We start from the raw sequence: 17,991 nt of genomic DNA on the forward strand, positions 1-17,991 counted from the left end.
AGTAGAGTCATTAAGCGTTATTTCTGAGGTGAAAAATGCCTAACTCTACTACGACATCGAACGAAGCGACCCCTGATCACGCCATCTGGGATAGTCTCAAGCAGGCGATCGCCCGCAGTTCCGGCTTCAAGCGCTGGCATGCAGATCATTGCGAAACCCTAAATCTCGATCAGCTCACTGTCGATAAGCAAGTTAGTACATATCTCAAAGAAACTCTAGAAACCCTCGCTTATTAGACAGAGAAATAGTGATCACTACACATTATTTTTCTAACTTCTAGGCTTAGTCGCCCATATTTTAATAACCTCTAATCAACAGCTCTCCCACAAGCAGTTATCGACGTTTTTTCGATCTGCGGACAGCTGTTTTTTTTGGGCGATACAGGCTCTTAGATCGGCGTCGCCCTACATTCTTGCTCTCAATCGCTAATTTTTTTAAGGGCGATCGCAGCATTCGTATTTCTGCAGTGGTGAGATGTCGCCATTCCCCAACAGCCACATTTTTCAAGGTAAGTTGATTGGGGGCTTTTCCAATAGCAACCCGAATTAGACGCAAAGTAGGAAAACCCACAGCTGCCGTCATACGCCGTATTTGACGATTTTTCCCTTCCGTCAAAGTTAGCTCTAGCCAAGCCGTTGGGATATTTTTGCGTTCTCGGATTGGTGGTTGGCGAAGTCCAATTTCTGGAGCTGATGTGAGTAGACGGGCGATCGCCGGACGCGTTTTTTCACCTTTAATAATCACACCCTGCTGCAATTGTTTTAAAGCCTGTTGGTCAGGAATATTTTCAACCTGCACCCAATAAGTACGTGGATGGGCAAATTTTGGCTCACAAAGATAATGCTTCAGCTGATTATCATTCGTCAATAATAATAAGCCTTCGCTATCACGGTCGAGACGACCCACAGAATATACATCTGGCACAGAGATAAAATTTTTAAGCGTTTGTCGATTAGCCGCTTGGGAGCTATCATCAGTGAACTGACAGAGCACGTTGTAAGGTTTGTGGAATAAGACGTATGAACGATCCATCTAATCAAGTCATTACTGCTACCATAATGCCCGAAGTCGAGATCGACGACACCGCTCCGGGTGAAATGGTTCTCGTCCGAAAAGAAAAAGTAGACACAAAAAATAAACCCAGCCCTTTAACCTTCTTTCTGGTTTTTATCCCCTTTATTTACCTCGGGGCGATCGCTATTATTTTGACGACAAAGCTAGTCAAATGGGGACTTCGTAAATCTGCGAACAATAAAAACACAGCACCAGTTGCAGCAGCCTACAGTCAGATGAATGAACTTTAACGCTCATAGTATTGAAACAAAGCACATTCCATCACTTCTATTCACTAACAGTACATCTAATTTAAATTACTGTAATTGTGTCGGAAAACTTTTTGAAATCTTCACACCAAACTAACGAGTTTTCCGATATGAGAAAATCGGAATTTGAGCAGGTAAATAGATTCACCTTCATATAAAAAAATATTGATATCTCTTTGCTCATTAATAGTTCTCGAAAGCCCCTTTCGTTACAAACAGGGAAGATCATATTTTATTCATGTTTCATTTAATGCTTTTTTAAGCATGAATCGGCATCAAGGATGGTGTCAGAAGCACGCAGAAAGTAATTACAACTATTAGCTGATTTTCCAGACAAAAACAAGAGACAGGTAAGGAGAATATCGTAGTTTTTTTTTGAATTTGTCCGAATTCATCAGCCAAACCACGTAAAATTCATACTTTTATGAATTTCCCCTTATATTCCGCTCTGACAGGGATTGCGTTATTAGATAATATAAGTTGTAGAGCCTTTTACTGTTGAACAATTTTGGTCAAAATTCTTCGCCGTCACTCTATTGGCAAAGCGAAAACTTACGATATTGGTGTTAGCAAAAATCACAACTTTTTGTTGGCGAATGGTTTGTTTGCATCAAACTGCTTTAACAAGTCCCACTCCACAGCATACGCCTATGTCACTTATCAAACGGCATATTTAAAAGCAAATTATCCCGTTGAATATATGACCGCTTTGCTAAGTGCAAGCAGTGGGAATAAAGATAAAGTTCGTAAGTATCGCGAGAATGCCGACAAGATGGGCATCGTTGTCCTACCGCCCGACATTAATCAGTCTGATCTAGATTTTAAGCCTGTTGGCGATCGCATCCGTTTTGGATTATCAGCAGTTCAAAACTTAGGAGAAAACGCAATTCAAGCGCTTCTAGATGCTCGGCAAGCTGGCGATTTTGAAAGTTTAGCCGATCTCTGTTCTCGTCTTGATTTACGTGTTGTCAATCGACGCGCTCTTGAAACATTGATCACTTGTGGGGCGATGGACGATCTCCATGACAATCGTCAGCAGATGCTCAAAGGTCTGGATTTAATGATCAACTGGGCACAACAGAAGGCAAAGGAAAAAGCCAGCGGTCAAACAAACTTGTTTGACATGATGGGTGGCGGATCAGAGGACGCAGCCAATACTGTGTTTGACGAAGCGCCAACATTTCCCAAAGTGGCTGATCTTTCCCTTGAAGAAAAATTACGTCAGGAGAAGGAGTTATTAGGGTTCTACGTGTCTGAGCATCCACTTGAAAAATTACGGACAACGATCGCCCCAATTCTCGCGCCGATTAATTTGGCTGCGATTGGCGATCATGTCAAAAAGAAAGTCAGTGTGGTGGCCATCTTGACTGAGGTCAAAAAGATCTTCACAAAGGCAAAAAATGAGCCAATGGCCTTTGTCCAATTTGAAGATATTACAGGTCAAATTGAAGGTATTGTCTTCCCGAGGACCTATCCAAAGGTGGAACAATTACTCAATATTGATCGTCGTGTAATTGTCTGGGGAAAGGTTCAACAAAAAGATGATCGCGTGCAGCTCATTGTCGATGATCTAGAGCCAATTGAGGAAGTACGGATGTTGATGATTCCTCTCTCTTTGGCAGAACTCAACCAGTCTGCGACGCAACAACGTTTAAAACAAATCCTCTCCCAACAAGCTGGGGAGAAAAAACAAGGACGTGTGCCTGTGATTGTCGTCGCTGGTCATGGGGGCGATCGCACCTTTATCCGCCTCGGACAAGACTATTGGGTCGAGGATGATCACCAAGCGTTTCTTGCACTAAGACAAGGGGGCTTTAAGCAGACTTATCGCGAAAGTCTCATCCCCCAAGTCCAAGCTAGCTAATTTCTTTTTATTTTTTTGCAATTCTCTTCACCATGTCTTATACCTACGATTACCCTAAACCATCTGTTACCGTTGACTGCGTTGTCTTCGGATTAGATGCAGAACATGATTTAAAAATTATGCTGATTCAGCGGGGTGTGGAACCTTACAAAGGTGAGTGGGCTCTACCAGGGGGATTCGTTAGGTTAGAGGAATCTCTTGAGGAAGCAGCCTTACGGGAGCTAAAGGAAGAAACGGGCGTTGAGGAAATATTTTTAGAGCAACTTTATACGTTTGGTAAGCCAGGTAGAGATCCTCGCGATCGCGTCATTACGGTAGCCTATTATGCTCTAATTAATCTGGCTGATTATCCAATTAATGCCCAAACTGATGCGGATGATGCAGCTTGGTATTCTCTCGAAAATTTACCGTCCCTTGCTTTCGATCATGACAAGATTGTGACGATCGCCAAACAAAGATTACAAGGCAAACTGCGGTATGAGCCGATTGGTTTTGAACTCTTACCGAAAAAATTCACCCTAACTCAGCTCCAAAAGCTTTACGAACAGGTGCTCGGAACACAATTAGATAAGCGTAATTTCCGCCGCAAGATCCTAAAAATGGATCTATTGATTAAGCTAGATGAAATGCAAACAGGAGTGGCTCACCGCGCAGCACGACTTTATTCTTTTGATGAGCAAAAATATAAAGCTTTAAAAGAAGCTGGGTTTAATTTCGAGCTCTAGGTTGAGGTTACCGCGTTTGTTCTATTGTTTTTCGTCTTATAGGGCGATCGCTTCTAGCCCATGAGGCAACCCCAAACGCATCTCCAAGTCCCTCTCCACACCCGCATTTCCACAGCTATCTTGATCTCAGGTCAAGTTCTTTGGCGAATTGTACGCGGTAAAGTTCGCTTACCTCTCGTCACCGAGCAGATGGTGGCGGCTGGGCCTGGTGCCTTGGTGCCAGTGCTACTTGTCGCCCTATTTGGTGGAATGATTTTCACCATTCAGACCGCACGGGAGCTGAGCACATTTGGTGCTGAAAATATTGTGGGTGGTGCCTTTGCGATCGCCTATTGTCGGGAACTCGCTCCCATTCTCACGGCCAGTATTATGTCGGGTCAAGTGGGGGCAGCCTTTGCATCAGAGTTGGGGGCAATGAAAATTTCTGAACAAATCGATGCGCTCCTCATGCTCCGCACAAATCCTATTGACCATTTAGTGGTTCCACGGGTGGTCGCCAGTTGTTTAATGTTGCCAATTTTAATTACATTCGCTTTAGTAATTGGGATTTGCGGCGGCATGGTGGCAGCCTATCAGTTTTATGGCCTTGCTCCCATACGTTTTCTGGCGTCTGTACAAGAATTTCTGAAGCCCAGCGATCTCCTAAATATCGGCGTTAAAGGGATTATTTTTGGATTGTTAGTCGGAATAATCGGCTGTAGTTGGGGGTTAACCACGGAAGGTGGCGCCAAGCAGGTTGGGCAATCGGCAACTTCTGCAGTGGTTTGCACTTGGATCAGTATTTTTATTTGTGATTTTCTCGTATCGACCTTAATTTTTCATGATTCACCTCTCCCATAAAGATAAATAGTGGGGCGATCGCCGGACAAAAAAATAGGCTTTCCCTGAGACTATCCAGAGAAAACCAACACCTAGAACTGACAAGTCAATCTTTAAATACGACAGATTAAATCTCCTGCTTTCTGGGAAAATTTTACATTTTCGCCATAATCCACAGGACAGTCAATCACCACAGGTACATCTTGCTTAAACGCTTCTTCAAGGGTCGGAATTAAATCATCAGCCGCTTCGATCCGATAGCCCTTTAGTCCCATGCTCTCTGCAAATTTCACAAAATCAGGGTTTGTAAAATCAACAAATGCGGGTTGTCCAAACTGGTTAATTTGTTTCCAACCGATCAAGCCATAACAACTGTCGCTAAAAATGAGGGTCACAAAATTTGTCCCGACCCGCAACGCTGTTTCAAGTTCTTGATTGTTCATCATAAAACCGCCATCGCCAGTCACAGCTACGATTTTTTTCTCAGGATAGATAAGTTTTGCGGCCAAGGCACCAGGGATAGCAATTCCCATCGCAGCAAAACCATTCGAAATCAAACAAGTATTAGGACGTTCGCAATGATAATGCCGCGCCATCCACATTTTGTGTGCCCCGACATCAGAAATAACGATATCTTCTGGTGCCATCACTTGGCGTAAATCGTAAATGATTTTTTGAGGCTTTACAGGAAACCCTTTGTCATTGGCATAAAATTCGTAATCTTCACGGATGTCGGAACGCACTGAAGCATAGCTCGGAAGAGGCTTTCCCTCACGATCAGCACGCTTCATAATCTCACTGAGCGAATCGCCGATATCACCGACAACTTCAGCGAGAGGAATATAGCTGCTATCGATTTCGGCAGCGGCTTCACCAACATGAATAATGGGCGTTGAACCGTCGGGATTCCAACGTTTCGGGGAATATTCAATTAAGTCATAACCAACGGCAATGACGAGATCGCTCTGCTCGAAAGCACAGGTAATAAAGTCGCGCTGCTGTAAACCAATTGTCCACAGGGCAAGGGGATGGGTATAGGGAATGGCACCCTTACCCATAAAAGTATTCACGACAGGAATATTGAGCTTTGTCGCAAATTCAGTCAGCTCTTCAGCTGCTTTCGCGCGTATCGCACCATTGCCAGCAAGGATCACTGGGTTTTTTGATCGGGCGATCGCCTGTGCCGCTTGATTGAGACTGCGGGAAGAAGCATAAATTTTTTCGTTGCTAGCCTTAGTTAGAGGAAGACCCTCCGTTTCCATGGCTGCAATATTTTCTGGAAGGTCGATATGTACCGCACCCGGTTTTTCCTGTTGGGCAATTTTAAACGCGCGCCTTACCACTTCTGGCGTTGTGCTGGGTCGAACAATTTGTCGGTTCCATTTCGTCACAGGGCCAAACATTGCCACAAGATCGAGATATTGATGGGATTCGATATGCATTCGATCAGTGCCAACTTGCCCGGTAATCGCAATCAATGGCGCACCATCGAGATTGGCATCCGCAACGCCCGTCATCAAGTTTGTTGCTCCAGGCCCCAAGGTCGATAAACAGACCCCAGCCTTCCCCGTAAGTCGCCCATAAACATCTGCCATAAACGCTCCACCTTGTTCGTGGCGCACTGTGATGAATTGGATCGATGAATCCTTTAACGCTTCGAGAATGTGTAAGTTTTCTTCACCTGGCAAGCCGAAAATGTATTCGACACCTTCATTTTCTAAGCATTTCACCAATAATTCGGCAGTATTCATGGGTGATCCCCTTGAGCTATTGTATTGAAATTTTACGAAGGTCAAATGTGATATTTCCTTGATTGTGTTGAAAACGTCGCATTTGAACCGTCTAATCCGTCACCGTTCTTAACTATTTAATCCAAACGGTTTTCGCATTTACAAAAGCTCGAATACCAGGTACTCCTAGCTCTCGTCCATAGCCTGAGCGCTTAATGCCGCCAAAAGGTAATCGCGGATCTGACTTCACCAGTCCATTAATAAACACAGCACCGGCTTCAAGATCGCGAATAAATCTTTGCTGTTCAGTTGGTTCATTCGTCCAAGCGCTACTCCCCAACCCAAAGGGAATATCATTAGCCAGGGCGATCGCCTCAGCAATATTTTTTACAGTGAAGACCATTACCACTGGCGCGAAAAATTCTTCTTTCATGGTTGGCGCATCAACAGGAATATCAGTCAAAATGGTCGGCGGAAAAAAGTTGCCAGGACGATCAAGACGCTTGCCACCAAGCAAAACAGTAGAACCCAACTCAACAGCTTTATCGACTTGTCGCACAATGTCATTCAGAATATTTTCTGTCGCTAAAGGCCCAATATCAGTGTCATCATCCATCGGGTCACCAACTTTTAGACTCGCAAATTTAATTTGTAGCTTTTCGAGAAATTGCTCGGCGATCGCCTCATGGAGAATAAAGCGCTTTGAAGCAATACAAGACTGGCCATTATTCAGAGTGCGTGAAAATGTACCAATATCTACCGCTTCATCAAGATCTGCCGACGGAAAAACAATCAAAGGATCACTACCACCCAGCTCCAGCACAGTCGGTTTAATTTGATGACCAGCAAGAGAAGCAAGACTCATTCCAGCAGGCTCACTCCCTGTCAATGTTGCAGCCTTCACTCGGTCGTCATTAATCACATCTTCTACTTGAGCTGCACCGATAAGCAAGGTTTGGAAGGCTCCCTCAGGAAAACCTGCGGCCTCTAAAATAGCCTCTATTGCTAACGCACATTGAGGCACATTCGACGCGTGTTTTAAAACAGCAACATTGCCAGCCATTAATGCGGGCGCAGCAAATCGAAAAACTTGCCAAAATGGAAAATTCCATGGCATGACGGCCAAAATAATGCCTAATGGTTGATAAGAAACATAACTTTTTGTTGCATCAGTTTCTGTATATTCATCTGCAAGAAAAGCTTCGCCATTCTCTGCATAATAGCGGCAAACTAAGGCACATTTCTTCGCTTCAGAAATGGCACTTTTTTTCGTTTTGCCCATTTCTGTAGTCATAATTGTCGCAAACTTTTCTGCATCCCGTTCTAGGATCAATGCCGCATTATTCAGCCATTTTTGTCGCTGTGTAAAGCTCGTGAGACGATAACTTTGGAAGGTCTCTTGCGCCTGGGTTAGCTTCGCTTCAATTTCCTCTGATGCTAGTGCATTAAATCTTTTGAGGATTTCCCCTGTTGCCGGATTCACTGTGGCGATCGCCATAACAACCTCTCTACCCATATGGGTCTCGTGATCAACTCACTCTTCCAGTGTAAACGGGGATTTTAAGGAAAAATTACAGACTTAAAGATTACTTAAATATTCTTAGTCTTAAAGAATCCTTGCTATAAATTTGGTCTTAGAAAAAAGCCTGCTAGCATCAAGTTCATATCGACCTATCACAACTTTTTTTAAAATAAGTAAAAATAACTATGAGCACTCACCAAGATTTTTTTAGCACTACCGATTTAACATCAGCCGACTATTGTGTATTTGGAGTAGCTACTTGTTTTGTGCGGGAAGAGGGTGAAGTCAAAGAAGTTGAGATTATGGAGCCAATCCCTTCCGCAGCCATTGAAGCATTGCTTAAAGGCATCCCAACATCCTACAAGCGAGCTTGTGCCACAACCCTCGGCGAAGTCTTTACCGATAATCATATTGTGATTCCACGGGTTTTGGGCGATCGCCTCCAGACTCCCGATGACTTGTTAGAGCGCACTGCCGCTGCGGCCAGAACTTACAAACGTCGCCCTGAAGCCAAAGAACATATCGCCATCGGCACCACTTACGAAGCATTCAACTTCTCCACCGAGAAAAAACGAGTCCTCAACCAAGACAACGTTGTCAGTACTGAAGATAATGTCAAACAACATTCCCATACTCACAAAGTTCTATAAACCAGCAACTCTATTCACTCCCTTAGACTTGAGTGAATAGAGCTCAATATCTCCGAAAAATTCAGGCAAGCAACATATTGAAATTAACAAGGGATTTCACAGATATTAGGCCTCTTAGAATGTCTTGCTTGTTGAGAGCTTGTATGAGCGATTAGTCTCAATCTCTTTCCATTTCCTACCGCGAAAGTAAGTTTGCAATAATTGCCTTATATCCATTAATATTCTCTGGATTCTCAGTGCTAAATTGATATAAAGCTTCTTTTGCTGATGCTTTATATTGCTCGAGATTATCATCATGTTTCTCTAAGAGGATGTCTGAAAAGTCTGGTTTCAGGCTAATCGTCTTAATAGTAGACGCATAGAGGCAATGTAAATCCAAGCTTCTGCACTTTCGGTTGAACATTCATAATCACGACTCAAACGCCTGCACCAATAAAACCAGCCAAAGGTTCTTTCTACAACCCATCGCCTTGGTAGAGGAGTAAAACTCTTTTGTTCTTTTGGACGTAACACAACCTCCAATATCCAACCGAAGCTATTCATCACCCAGCGCACGAGATTCGCGCCATGATAGCCTCCATCGACATAGAGCAAATAGAGGTGCTCTAAATTTAAATCTAGATGTTGAACTCACTCTAGTAGGAATCGCAATCCTTTGATATCAGAGATATGAGCTGCGGTGACTACCACTGCTAGAGGGATGCCCAAGCTATCAACCATCACATGGCGTTTACGACCTTTGATGCGTTTGTTGCCATCCACACCGACATCTTGGTGAATCATTGTTGCGGTATCCACCGATTGAGAATCCACCACCCCATAGCTTGGAGAAGAGGGAGGTCATGACTCATCGTTCTCTCCCACTGATGAAGCTGAGGGTTAATCCTTTGCCAAGTGCCGTCGTTACGCCATTGGCGAAAGTAGTGGTAAACCGTTTGCCACTTAGGAAAATCATGAGGCAACAACCGCCATGCGATACCACCCCTCAAAACGTAGAGTAACGTGAGTTCGGGATAAGGAATAAAGGTTCTAATCAAGCTGAAGAGAGGGTTTCTTGGGCTGATGACAATAGGCAATGAGACCACACAGCAAGTTGACACAAAAATTGGCAGGACTGCGGTGGCGGGAATGCTCAATCTGAGAAATATTCTTCAGTTGGTCAATGACGGTCTCAATCAAAGCTCGCTTGCGGGCCAAAACTTTGTCACGCCAAAGCATCAGGTGATTCTTCATATTGCGACGAGGCTTAGCTAGAAGCATCACATCATATTCTTCTTGTAAATACTGTGCCAGAGGTTGAGAGACGTAACCTTTATCTGCAAAGACTTTTCCCGATAACTCTTTCAAAAGCTCCACGGCTGGTTTTCTGTCATCAATGTTGCCAGGCGTGATTTTAACATTGAGTAATTCGCCATGGTCATTGATAACCAGATGTAGTTTGAAACCAAAGAACCAACCCACAGAGGTTTTACCTCGAGCGGCATGAATCAAAAACGCGATGTGGAGAGATGCGGCGATTTTGACAAACCTTGATACTGGTGGCATCAATGAAGCTGATACCTGTGCATTGTGCTGTAGGTAGACACATAGAGGTACTAACGTCGAAGGCATCCACTCCACAAAACGTTGGTCACTCACTGCTCTGGGAAAAGCTCCTCGCCAGTGATGACGCACATTGATGAGATAGAAATACTTGAAGTTACGATAGTGAGATTGATGAAATGCAATCAATATCGTCATTATCTCGCTGAGACTAAGGCTTCTAGGGCGACGTCACCGCCGTTGTTTCGAGGCCAGTAATTGTTGTTGCCATTGAGGTTCAAAGACTTGGCAGAAATCATCAACGGCACAAAACAAAGGTTATAGACTGGTCATGGGAGAAGGTGGTGGACTGCTTATCAACTTCCCCAATATGCACTTTCTCCTTTTTCTTTCTTATCCCGAACTCACGTTAGAGTATGGCATTGAGAACACAGCGTAGATTAACAGAACGAGGACGACCGCCGGATTTCGCTGGAGGTAATAAGGTTTCAATAAGAGACCATTGTTCATCGGTAAGGTCTGTTGGATAGGATAGAGGCATCTTTTTCGGTTAGGGATTTGAGTACTCTTTCAGACTAAATCTCTAACTTTTTCTCTCCCCACTAATCTTTTCAGACATCCTCTAAGATAAAAATCATCCTAGTCTGGTGCCTAAGCTTTGCTTAAATCTTTTATGACGAGTAAAAGTATTTCTCATAATAGGCTGAAGTTTGAAATCGCCTGAACAACTCCATCTTGCTCAACAGATCTGGTGACATAATCAGCAGATTGTTTAACAGCATCCGGAGCATTGCCCATTGCCACACCAACTCCAGCATATTGCAACATCTCACAGTCATTAAAATTATCGCCAATTGCCATCACATTTTCTGGCTGCCAACCTAAAATCTCTTCAGTGAGGAATTTAACCGCTCGCCCTTTTGTCGCTGTTGGGGAAGTAAATTCAACATACACTTCTGTGGATTGCGTGCAATGGATTTGCTGGTTTGTATAGCGTTTTTTGACGGCGGGCAAAAGTTTCTTGGGAATATCCTCACAATGGCAGACCGCTAAAATTTTTGTCGGGGCATGGTTCACAATCTCTCGTAAATCCACGAGGAGATTTGCTTTACAGCCTGTTCTTTTCTCGTAGAAGTTTGTGCGTTCATTCACCTCGGATACATATAGTTCATCATCGTGGTAGACGTGAATATGCATGGTTGATTGCCAAGGTTCCGCTGTTAGGTAGTCTACGATTTCAACGCCGAGTTTAGCTGGGACTGAGAGACGGCGATGAAGTTCTTGACTAACCGGGTCTTGGATCCACGCGCCGTTATAAGCAATGATAGGTAAATCCGAGGCGATCGCCTGATGAAATCTCCGGGCCGAGCGAAACATTCTCCCTGTGGCAATGGCCACCCGAATACCGCGTCGTTGCACATCATGAATGGCATCAAGGACAGCGGTAGTAACTTGGTTAGTATGACCCGAAATCGTACCGTCAATATCGAGGACGAGGAGGCGAATATCTTCCATAGAATCGTAGCTTCTCTGCTGGTATTAAGGTTCAGAATAAGGGATGATCGCCATAAATGAATGCCGCAATAGAAAAGTAATTTTTTGAGCGATCAATGTCTCACTTTTTAGGATGAATGCATTGAAGCTAAAAGAGTCTGCATATGCTCAATTAAGGTTTTTAGTCGAAAGGGTTTCGCTAAATACAGGTTTGCACCAGCATCAAGACACCGTTGGCGATCGCTATCCATAGCTAAAGCAGTGAGGGCAATAATCGGTACTTGGTTGATACTCGACTGTTCACGGATCAACTGCATTGCCTCAAGACCATTCAGCTCTGGCATCTGAATATCCATCAAAATTAAATCCGGCTGCTCAGATTCGGTTAGAGTCACGGCTTCTCGACCATTTACTGCCCGTATTAAACGGTAACCCCGTCCCATCAGATAATCCCAAATCGTTTCAATATTGTCGTCATCGTCATCGGCAATTAACACTAAAGGGCGATCGCCTGTAAAGAGAGTAGCTGTTTGCCCTAAATGCGGCTGGGAATTTGGCGAGAAACTTGGAGCAGATGCCGTCGGAAGTTCTAACGGGGATGGTGCTGACCAAGGCAAACATAGTAAAAATTCACTTCCCTTCCCGAGAGTACTCGTCACCGAAATGGAGCCACCATGGAGTTCTGCAATCTGTTTAACTAGCGCCAACCCAAGACCAGTACCAGAAAAACGCCGCGTTAAGCTGCTATCCAACTGAACAAAGGGTTGGAAGAGTTGAGCTTGGTCGACAGGCGCAATACCAATACCATTATCTTGAATGTGAATACGAACCAGATTTTCAGTGGCTTTTAGTTCTAAGCGAAGACTAATTTTGCCCCCTATTGGCGTAAATTTAATCGCATTCCCCAGTAGATTGATCAGAGCCTGCCGTAGACGCAATTGATCGCCTTCAATCTTCGGTGATTGCGTTGGCAAATCGAGTTGAATCTCAATATTTTTTTTGCTTGCCTGATGACGAATTAACACAACGCTTCCTCGACAAATCTGATTAATCTCCACAGGTACTGGATGAAAGACCATTTGTCCTGCTTCAATTTTGGCGAGGTTGAGAATATCGTTAATAAGTTCTAAAAGATGCTGTCCGTTCCGCTCAATCGTATTCAGCGATCGCTGTTGGCGTTGGTTCACAAGACCATAAGTGCCATCCCCCAGCACTTCCGTCAATCCTAAAATTGCATTCAGTGGTGTTCTCAATTCATGGCTCATATTCGCCAAAAATTCATCTTTTAACTTTGTGGCGCGCTCGAGCTCCTCATTAGTACGGCGTAATGCCTGTTCCGCCCGTTTACGATCATCAATATCGGTCACCCGCACTAAATTCACTCGGCGATCGCCCACCGTAATCTGTTTTGCAGCGAGGTTTCCCCAAAATAACCGCCCTGATTTAGTCACATATTCGACTTCTCGACTCCAAGTCCCCGTCTCATTAATCTCCGCGGCGATCGCCTCCAATTCCTCATCAGAAAACTGTTTCGCTTGCAAAATATGGCCTTCAATATCAATCAACTCTGACTTATCATCCCGCTCAAACATTTCTATCGCTTTTTTATTGCAATCAAACGTCCGGAGCGTGTCCATATCCACTAGAAATAACGCATCCGCTGACTCATCAAAAATTGCTTCTAATAAATTTTGACTGCGAATAATCTCTTGCTCTGCCGCTCGTCGCTCAGTCACATCCGTGACCATTCCGAGAGCACCCGCAAACTTCCCGTGATCATCCAGTAGAGGATTTGTCGTAATCATGGTCCAGACTTCCTGTCCTTCTCGACTACGAAAACAAAAATCATGATCTTCTGAAAGACCTTGTTGGCGACGTTGAAAATTAAGTTTGGCAGCCTCTAATTGTTTCGAATCCATAAACTCAAACAAAGATTTACCAAGCATATCCTCGGCGTTGTAGCCCAACATCATAGCCATCCGTGGATTGACATAATCTGTTTTCGCCTCTTCATCAATCACCCAAATCCCTTCTTGAGCTGTTTCTACAATCTGTTGATAAAGTCGGTCCTGTTTTTGTCGCTTTTCCTCAGCCGCCTTACGTTTAGAAATGTCCCGAAAAACACCAATAAACCGTTCAGCTTCCCCCAAGTGCTCACCATGCAGAACGCCGCGATCATGCATCCACAAATAATGGCCATCATGGTGGCGAAAACGATATTCAATATCGAAAATTTTGTCTTCCCGAAAAGCTCGCTCCAATTCAGCTTCAACGGCTTCTACATCATCGGGATAGACCCGCTCCAACCAGCTTGCCGTATCCATCCCCATCTCTTCTGGGGTATAGCCAAGAATATTTTCATAGTCTCCCTGCCAAGTCAAAATATCCTGCGGCATGTAATGGTCATAGGTCACTTCCGCTAATGCCTTAATCAGAAGTTTGTCATGTAACACAAGGTCAGCATGCATTTCTTCCGAGCGTTTGCGCTGGGAAATATCCTCAAAAATGGCGATGTAATAGGCTTCATCTGGTGGAAAAGGCTGAACTTCAGAGAGGTTAATTTTCACCCATATTTCCCGACCGAGAGTCTGGTGAATGCGAGTTTCTCGCTGCACGAAGCCATTCTCTTCTAGCTCCACAAACATTTGGCGATCGCCTTCTATTTCCGCCACCAAACTAATATTCCAGTAGGGTTGCCCAACCAATGATTGTGAGGTTGACCCAATCATTCTGGCAAGGGTTTTATTGATCTGTGTAAAACAAAATTCCTGATCGAGCTTGGCAATGCCCACTGCCGCATGTTCAAAAATCTCTCGAAATTTTGTCTCACTCGCCTTCAGTTGCAGTTGCTGATCCTGGCGTTCTGCACAGACATAAAGCATTTCCCCAATCAGTCGTAGTGCCTGGGCTTCCGGTTTTGTAAAAAGACGTGCATTCTCTCCGCTATAAGCAAGACAGAGCACTCCCCAAGGCCGTTGGTTCGTTTGCAAAATTGGGATGGCCAATATTGTTTTTAAATCAGACCAGTTGAGACGACGTTTTAACTCAGGCGCATCCAGTGACAACAAATTTGGATCATCAATGATGATGTCTTGATTTTGGGTAACCTGCTGCATCCACCAACTTTCAGGTATTGCTTCGAGATTTTGAAAAACTGTCGCAATCGAGGCTTGAGAATTCTCACCATGCCATTCACTCACCACACGGGAGCCACGTTTTGGGATGTTATGACAGATCAAAAAAGCATAGTCTGTGTCAAAGGATTGACCTAAATATTGCAGGATGGCATCAAAGTTTTGATGGGGACTTTTCAGTAGATTTTGGAGCGTATGGATAACGATTTCCTGCAGGTTTTGATTTTGGAGGAGTTCTTGTTCTGCCTGTTTGCGCTCGCTATCGTCGAGCATAATGCCATGCCAAACAGTCTCGCCATTGTCTTGTTGGTGTGGTTCCGAAATCCCTTTCAGCCATTTAATCTGACCGGATGGCAAACAAATTCGCCATTCACCGTGCCATTTCGATAGGGTGCAGCGAGACTCTTGAATTGAGTCCAATAACAGTTCTCTATCATCAGGGTGAGTGAGATTTAAAAGGATATAAATATCAGCGATCGCCACATCACGGGAAACCTCAAAAATGGTCTCGACATAATCATTGCAGTAGAGCAGTTTAAAAGTGCCATCCGCTCGCTGCACTAAGCGATAAATCATGCCGGGAATGTTATTAGATAATTTCTGAAAACGATCTAGCGACTGATCTAAAGCTGTCTCCATAGCCAGGCGATCGCTGACATCAAGAATAATGCCGTCCCAAACAATGCGGCCATCAAACAAAGACTCTGCCTCTGCCATGCCATGTAGCCATTTGATGGATTGATCAGGAGTTTGGAGTCGCCATTGATATTGCCATTTTGTACCCTGAGCGATCGCCTGTTCCAGAGAATTTAGCAATCCATCAAGATCATCAGGATGCACCTGAGCCAGCCACCATTGACTATTAGCCATCAGCTCATAAGGAGACACCCCAAAAATCTGAGCACAATAATTACTGGCATAGGAAAAACGGTACTCACGCTGATCATCGCGGGTAAAACGGCACATCATACCAGGAACGTTGTCAGCTACCTTACGGGCATGGGCAATAGATTGCCGCAAAGCTTGCCGAGTTAGATGCACTTCCGTTTCATTCCGCAAGAGGCCAAACAAATACTCTTGATCAGCATAGAAACATCGTTTTTGAGTAGCAAAATAAGTATTTTGTAATGAGTCCAGTTGAAAAATATCTGCACTTTCGATCTCACCTAGTTCTCTCGCTTGCAGATCTTGTTCTCGAAATTTAGCGGCCTGCTCTGTCGCAAAAATATCATCATCACTTTTGCCACAAATTTCTACCCAAGGCCGTTCCACAATCTGACAAAATGCCTGATTTGCATAAATATAGTGATCATCAGCATCTTTGATAAAAACGGGTTCGGCGATCGCCTCTATAAGCTCTTGGGTAAACGTTTGAGCATTCTTTAAATCCTGTTGCGCTTGCTGAAGCGAGTGACGCAGAGACTCTTGCTCTGAAATATCGAGCCAAGATCCGAGAATTATTGTTTTATCGTTGCGCTGTATCGCTCGGAGATCATCTTGCAGCCAGTAATATTCTCCCGATTGGTGGCGAACTCGATACCGTAATGATTTTGTTTCAGTAGGTTTGAGTGTCTTTAGAGTTTTGGCGATCGCCTCACGCTCATCGGGATGAATCAACGCAAACCAATCCACATCCTTTGCGATTAGAGCAGTGGCCGAATAGCCCAACAAGCACGATAGATTATCGCTAACAAACGTAAACGCGTCTCCGGTTTTTAATGGCAAATATTCATAGGCAACAATTGGACGACCTTCTAGAAAAGCGTCACAAGCTTGCATTTGCGCCTTCGTGGTCACCATGTCCGCATCACAAGCAGGAAGAAATGCCATACAACATTGTTGAAACACAACAAAAAGTTGTCTCTATCCTAAACTGACACTCTGATAATTTAGGCTAATGAATTTTACAAGTGCATCAGGATATTGCATCAATGTCATCAATCCCTAGCTTTCCATCAAAAATCAGAGAGAGAACAATCATGATCACAACTCTCAAATATTTATGCAATTACTTGGGGCTGAAGATTCAGCACTTCCTGTCTAGCCCATTGATCCGCTTGCAAAATATCATCCAAACTAGGCGTGAGTTTATTCTCCGCTTGGTGGCGATCGCAAACCTTTTCGATCACGCGGGGAATATCAAGGAATTCAATCTTTTCTTCGAGGAATAAAGCAACAGCTTGCTCATTTGCCGCATTCAGTACCGCAGGCATCGAGCCACCAGCTCGTCCCGCCGCATAGGCCAGATTCATACAAGGATACTTTTCGTGATCTGGCTCTCGGAACGTCAAATCCCCAGCCTTCACTAAATCAAACTTTTCCCAATCTGTATAAATACGATCGGGATAGGACAAGGCATAGAGCAATGGCAAGCGCATATCAGGCCAACCAAGTTGTGCCAAAACCGACGTATCCTGTACCTCGATCAGAGAGTGAATAATGCTTTGGGGATGCACCACAATATCAATATCGTCGTAATCTTTGCCAAATAAATAATGCGCCTCAATTACCTCTAAACCTTTATTCATCAAGGTCGCTGAATCAATCGTAATTTTTTGACCCATCGACCAATTGGGATGTTTAAGAGCATCTTTAACAGTGACGCTGGCTAATTTTTCAACGGGTAAATCACGGAATGCGCCACCAGAAGCCGTCAAAATAATTCGTCTCAGGCCACCTTCAGGCACTCCTTGTAAACATTGAAAAATTGCCGAGTGCTCAGAATCTGCAGGCAACAATTTCACGCCATGTTTTTCGATGAGAGGTAAAACAACGGGGCCACCAGCAATCAGAGTTTCTTTATTCGCAAGGGCAATATCTTTACCCGCTTCAATCGCTGCAATTGTCGGAAGTAATCCTGCACAACCGACGATCCCAGTAACAACACTCTCCGAATCACCGTAACGAGCAATCTCGGCGATCGCCTCCTTTCCAGCAATGACCTGAACCTGCGGAAAATCTTTGATTAGCTCTTTGAGCTTAGGCAATAAACTCTCATCATGAGTCGCAACGATTTCTGGTTGGAACTCTGCCACCTGCGCAGCTAAAAGTTCAATATTTCGTCCAGCCGCCAGACCAACAACGCGGAATTTCTCGGGGTGTGATCGCACAATATCGAGGGTTTGTGTGCCGATAGATCCCGTAGAACCCAAAATAGAAATCGCTTTGGCGTTGGTCATGATCGTTACT

Annotated in this window: 16 protein-coding genes and 2 pseudogenes; 6 read left to right on the top strand and 12 right to left on the bottom strand. The window is 44.2% G+C overall.

All coding sequences use genetic code 11. The features are described 5' to 3' along the window. Positions 1 to 35: 35 nt before the first annotated feature. Positions 36 to 236 (top strand): hypothetical protein, encoded by a 201-nt coding sequence (locus LEPTO7376_RS08880; protein WP_015133870.1) that lies wholly within the window; start codon positions 36 to 38, stop codon positions 234 to 236. Between the two features lie 97 nt (positions 237 to 333). On the opposite strand, the gene LEPTO7376_RS08885 is transcribed toward LEPTO7376_RS08880, so the two are convergent. Continuing rightward, positions 334 to 1,032: a pseudouridine synthase gene (locus LEPTO7376_RS08885; protein WP_015133871.1), complete on the bottom strand. Its 699-nt coding sequence runs from the start codon at positions 1,030 to 1,032 to the stop codon at positions 334 to 336. Between LEPTO7376_RS08885 and LEPTO7376_RS08890 the strand changes: the two genes are divergently transcribed. The 4 genes from LEPTO7376_RS08890 (at position 1,020) to LEPTO7376_RS08905 (ending at position 4,751) form a co-directional block, all read left to right on the top strand. Further along, on the top strand, positions 1,020 to 1,304 hold the full coding sequence (locus LEPTO7376_RS08890; protein WP_041763296.1) for a hypothetical protein: 285 nt from the start codon (positions 1,020 to 1,022) through the stop codon (positions 1,302 to 1,304). The two genes, LEPTO7376_RS08885 and LEPTO7376_RS08890, sit on opposite strands and share 13 nt — an antisense overlap. 526 nt (positions 1,305 to 1,830) lie before the next feature. Beyond that, entirely contained in the window at positions 1,831 to 3,186 is a 1,356-nt protein-coding gene (locus LEPTO7376_RS08895; RefSeq protein ID WP_015133873.1) for an OB-fold nucleic acid binding domain-containing protein, read from the top strand. Between the two features lie 32 nt (positions 3,187 to 3,218). Further along, the gene (locus tag LEPTO7376_RS08900; RefSeq protein ID WP_015133874.1) at positions 3,219 to 3,911 is read left to right on the top strand and encodes an NrtR DNA-binding winged helix domain-containing protein; all 693 of its coding nucleotides are present in this window, start codon (positions 3,219 to 3,221) and stop codon (positions 3,909 to 3,911) included. 60 nt (positions 3,912 to 3,971) lie between these two features. Continuing rightward, the gene (locus tag LEPTO7376_RS08905) at positions 3,972 to 4,751 is read left to right on the top strand and encodes an ABC transporter permease (RefSeq protein WP_015133875.1); all 780 of its coding nucleotides are present in this window, start codon (positions 3,972 to 3,974) and stop codon (positions 4,749 to 4,751) included. A gap of 92 nt (positions 4,752 to 4,843) precedes the next feature. Here LEPTO7376_RS08905 and LEPTO7376_RS08910 read toward each other — a convergent pair whose 3' ends face one another. Continuing rightward, positions 4,844 to 6,481, bottom strand: coding sequence for an acetolactate synthase large subunit (locus LEPTO7376_RS08910; protein WP_015133876.1), 1,638 nt, complete (start codon positions 6,479 to 6,481; stop codon positions 4,844 to 4,846). Between the two features lie 112 nt (positions 6,482 to 6,593). Beyond that, complete coding sequence (locus LEPTO7376_RS08915; RefSeq protein WP_015133877.1) at positions 6,594 to 7,958, bottom strand: NAD-dependent succinate-semialdehyde dehydrogenase; 1,365 nt, start codon at positions 7,956 to 7,958, stop codon at positions 6,594 to 6,596. Between the two features lie 209 nt (positions 7,959 to 8,167). Between LEPTO7376_RS08915 and LEPTO7376_RS08920 the strand changes: the two genes are divergently transcribed. Continuing rightward, the gene (locus LEPTO7376_RS08920) at positions 8,168 to 8,632 is read left to right on the top strand and encodes a hypothetical protein (protein WP_015133878.1); all 465 of its coding nucleotides are present in this window, start codon (positions 8,168 to 8,170) and stop codon (positions 8,630 to 8,632) included. Positions 8,633 to 8,807: 175 nt separating this feature from the next. Here LEPTO7376_RS08920 and LEPTO7376_RS26735 read toward each other — a convergent pair whose 3' ends face one another. The 9 genes and pseudogenes from LEPTO7376_RS26735 to dxr all read right to left on the bottom strand — a co-directional run bounded on the left by LEPTO7376_RS26735 (position 8,808) and on the right by dxr (position 17,981). Then, the gene (locus LEPTO7376_RS26735) at positions 8,808 to 9,011 is read right to left on the bottom strand and encodes a hypothetical protein (protein WP_051188750.1); all 204 of its coding nucleotides are present in this window, start codon (positions 9,009 to 9,011) and stop codon (positions 8,808 to 8,810) included. Beyond that, complete coding sequence (locus LEPTO7376_RS28980) at positions 8,963 to 9,187, bottom strand: transposase (protein ID WP_398339554.1); 225 nt, start codon at positions 9,185 to 9,187, stop codon at positions 8,963 to 8,965. Before LEPTO7376_RS28980 ends, LEPTO7376_RS26735 begins: the two co-directional genes overlap by 49 nt. A gap of 75 nt (positions 9,188 to 9,262) precedes the next feature. After that, complete coding sequence (locus LEPTO7376_RS23445) at positions 9,263 to 9,430, bottom strand: transposase (RefSeq protein WP_160148426.1); 168 nt, start codon at positions 9,428 to 9,430, stop codon at positions 9,263 to 9,265. Further along, positions 9,412 to 9,669, bottom strand: coding sequence for a transposase (locus LEPTO7376_RS24595; protein ID WP_071880686.1), 258 nt, complete (start codon positions 9,667 to 9,669; stop codon positions 9,412 to 9,414). The genes LEPTO7376_RS23445 and LEPTO7376_RS24595 overlap by 19 nt, the downstream gene beginning before the upstream one ends. Continuing rightward, a pseudogene (locus tag LEPTO7376_RS08935) lies at positions 9,662 to 10,489 on the bottom strand (IS982 family transposase). The gene LEPTO7376_RS24595 and the pseudogene LEPTO7376_RS08935 overlap by 8 nt, the downstream one beginning before the upstream one ends. Before the next feature lie 100 nt (positions 10,490 to 10,589). Further along, positions 10,590 to 10,715 (bottom strand): annotated as a pseudogene (locus LEPTO7376_RS25660) (transposase); the annotation flags it as partial. Positions 10,716 to 10,867: 152 nt separating this feature from the next. Further along, positions 10,868 to 11,689, bottom strand: a complete 822-nt coding sequence (locus tag LEPTO7376_RS08945; protein ID WP_015133879.1) for a Cof-type HAD-IIB family hydrolase — start codon at positions 11,687 to 11,689, stop codon at positions 10,868 to 10,870. Between the two features lie 107 nt (positions 11,690 to 11,796). Then, entirely contained in the window at positions 11,797 to 16,632 is a 4,836-nt protein-coding gene (locus LEPTO7376_RS08950; RefSeq protein ID WP_015133880.1) for a PAS domain S-box protein, read from the bottom strand. A gap of 170 nt (positions 16,633 to 16,802) precedes the next feature. Continuing rightward, complete coding sequence (dxr, locus tag LEPTO7376_RS08955) at positions 16,803 to 17,981, bottom strand: 1-deoxy-D-xylulose-5-phosphate reductoisomerase (RefSeq protein WP_015133881.1); 1,179 nt, start codon at positions 17,979 to 17,981, stop codon at positions 16,803 to 16,805. Between the last annotated feature and the right edge of the window lie 10 nt (positions 17,982 to 17,991).

Origin of the sequence: [Leptolyngbya] sp. PCC 7376 (assembly GCF_000316605.1) — a bacterium.
Classification (GTDB): Bacteria; Cyanobacteriota; Cyanobacteriia; order Cyanobacteriales; family MRBY01; genus MRBY01.

What these genes read in the sequence shown, in the direction of transcription:
- LEPTO7376_RS08915 (WP_015133877.1), bottom strand. Translation starts at nt 7,958, where the DNA reads ATGGCGATCGCCACAGTGAATCCGGCAACAGGGGAAATCCTCAAAAGA.
- LEPTO7376_RS08950 (WP_015133880.1), bottom strand. Translation starts at nt 16,632, where the DNA reads ATGGCATTTCTTCCTGCTTGTGATGCGGACATGGTGACCACGAAGGCG.
- LEPTO7376_RS08945 (WP_015133879.1), bottom strand. Translation starts at nt 11,689, where the DNA reads ATGGAAGATATTCGCCTCCTCGTCCTCGATATTGACGGTACGATTTCG.
- LEPTO7376_RS08900 (WP_015133874.1), top strand. Translation starts at nt 3,219, where the DNA reads ATGTCTTATACCTACGATTACCCTAAACCATCTGTTACCGTTGACTGC.
- LEPTO7376_RS08880 (WP_015133870.1), top strand. Translation starts at nt 36, where the DNA reads ATGCCTAACTCTACTACGACATCGAACGAAGCGACCCCTGATCACGCC.
- dxr (WP_015133881.1), bottom strand. Translation starts at nt 17,981, where the DNA reads ATGACCAACGCCAAAGCGATTTCTATTTTGGGTTCTACGGGATCTATC.
- LEPTO7376_RS08885 (WP_015133871.1), bottom strand. Translation starts at nt 1,032, where the DNA reads ATGGATCGTTCATACGTCTTATTCCACAAACCTTACAACGTGCTCTGT.
- LEPTO7376_RS08905 (WP_015133875.1), top strand. Translation starts at nt 3,972, where the DNA reads ATGAGGCAACCCCAAACGCATCTCCAAGTCCCTCTCCACACCCGCATT.
- LEPTO7376_RS08910 (WP_015133876.1), bottom strand. Translation starts at nt 6,481, where the DNA reads ATGAATACTGCCGAATTATTGGTGAAATGCTTAGAAAATGAAGGTGTC.
- LEPTO7376_RS08890 (WP_041763296.1), top strand. Translation starts at nt 1,020, where the DNA reads ATGAACGATCCATCTAATCAAGTCATTACTGCTACCATAATGCCCGAA.
- LEPTO7376_RS08920 (WP_015133878.1), top strand. Translation starts at nt 8,168, where the DNA reads ATGAGCACTCACCAAGATTTTTTTAGCACTACCGATTTAACATCAGCC.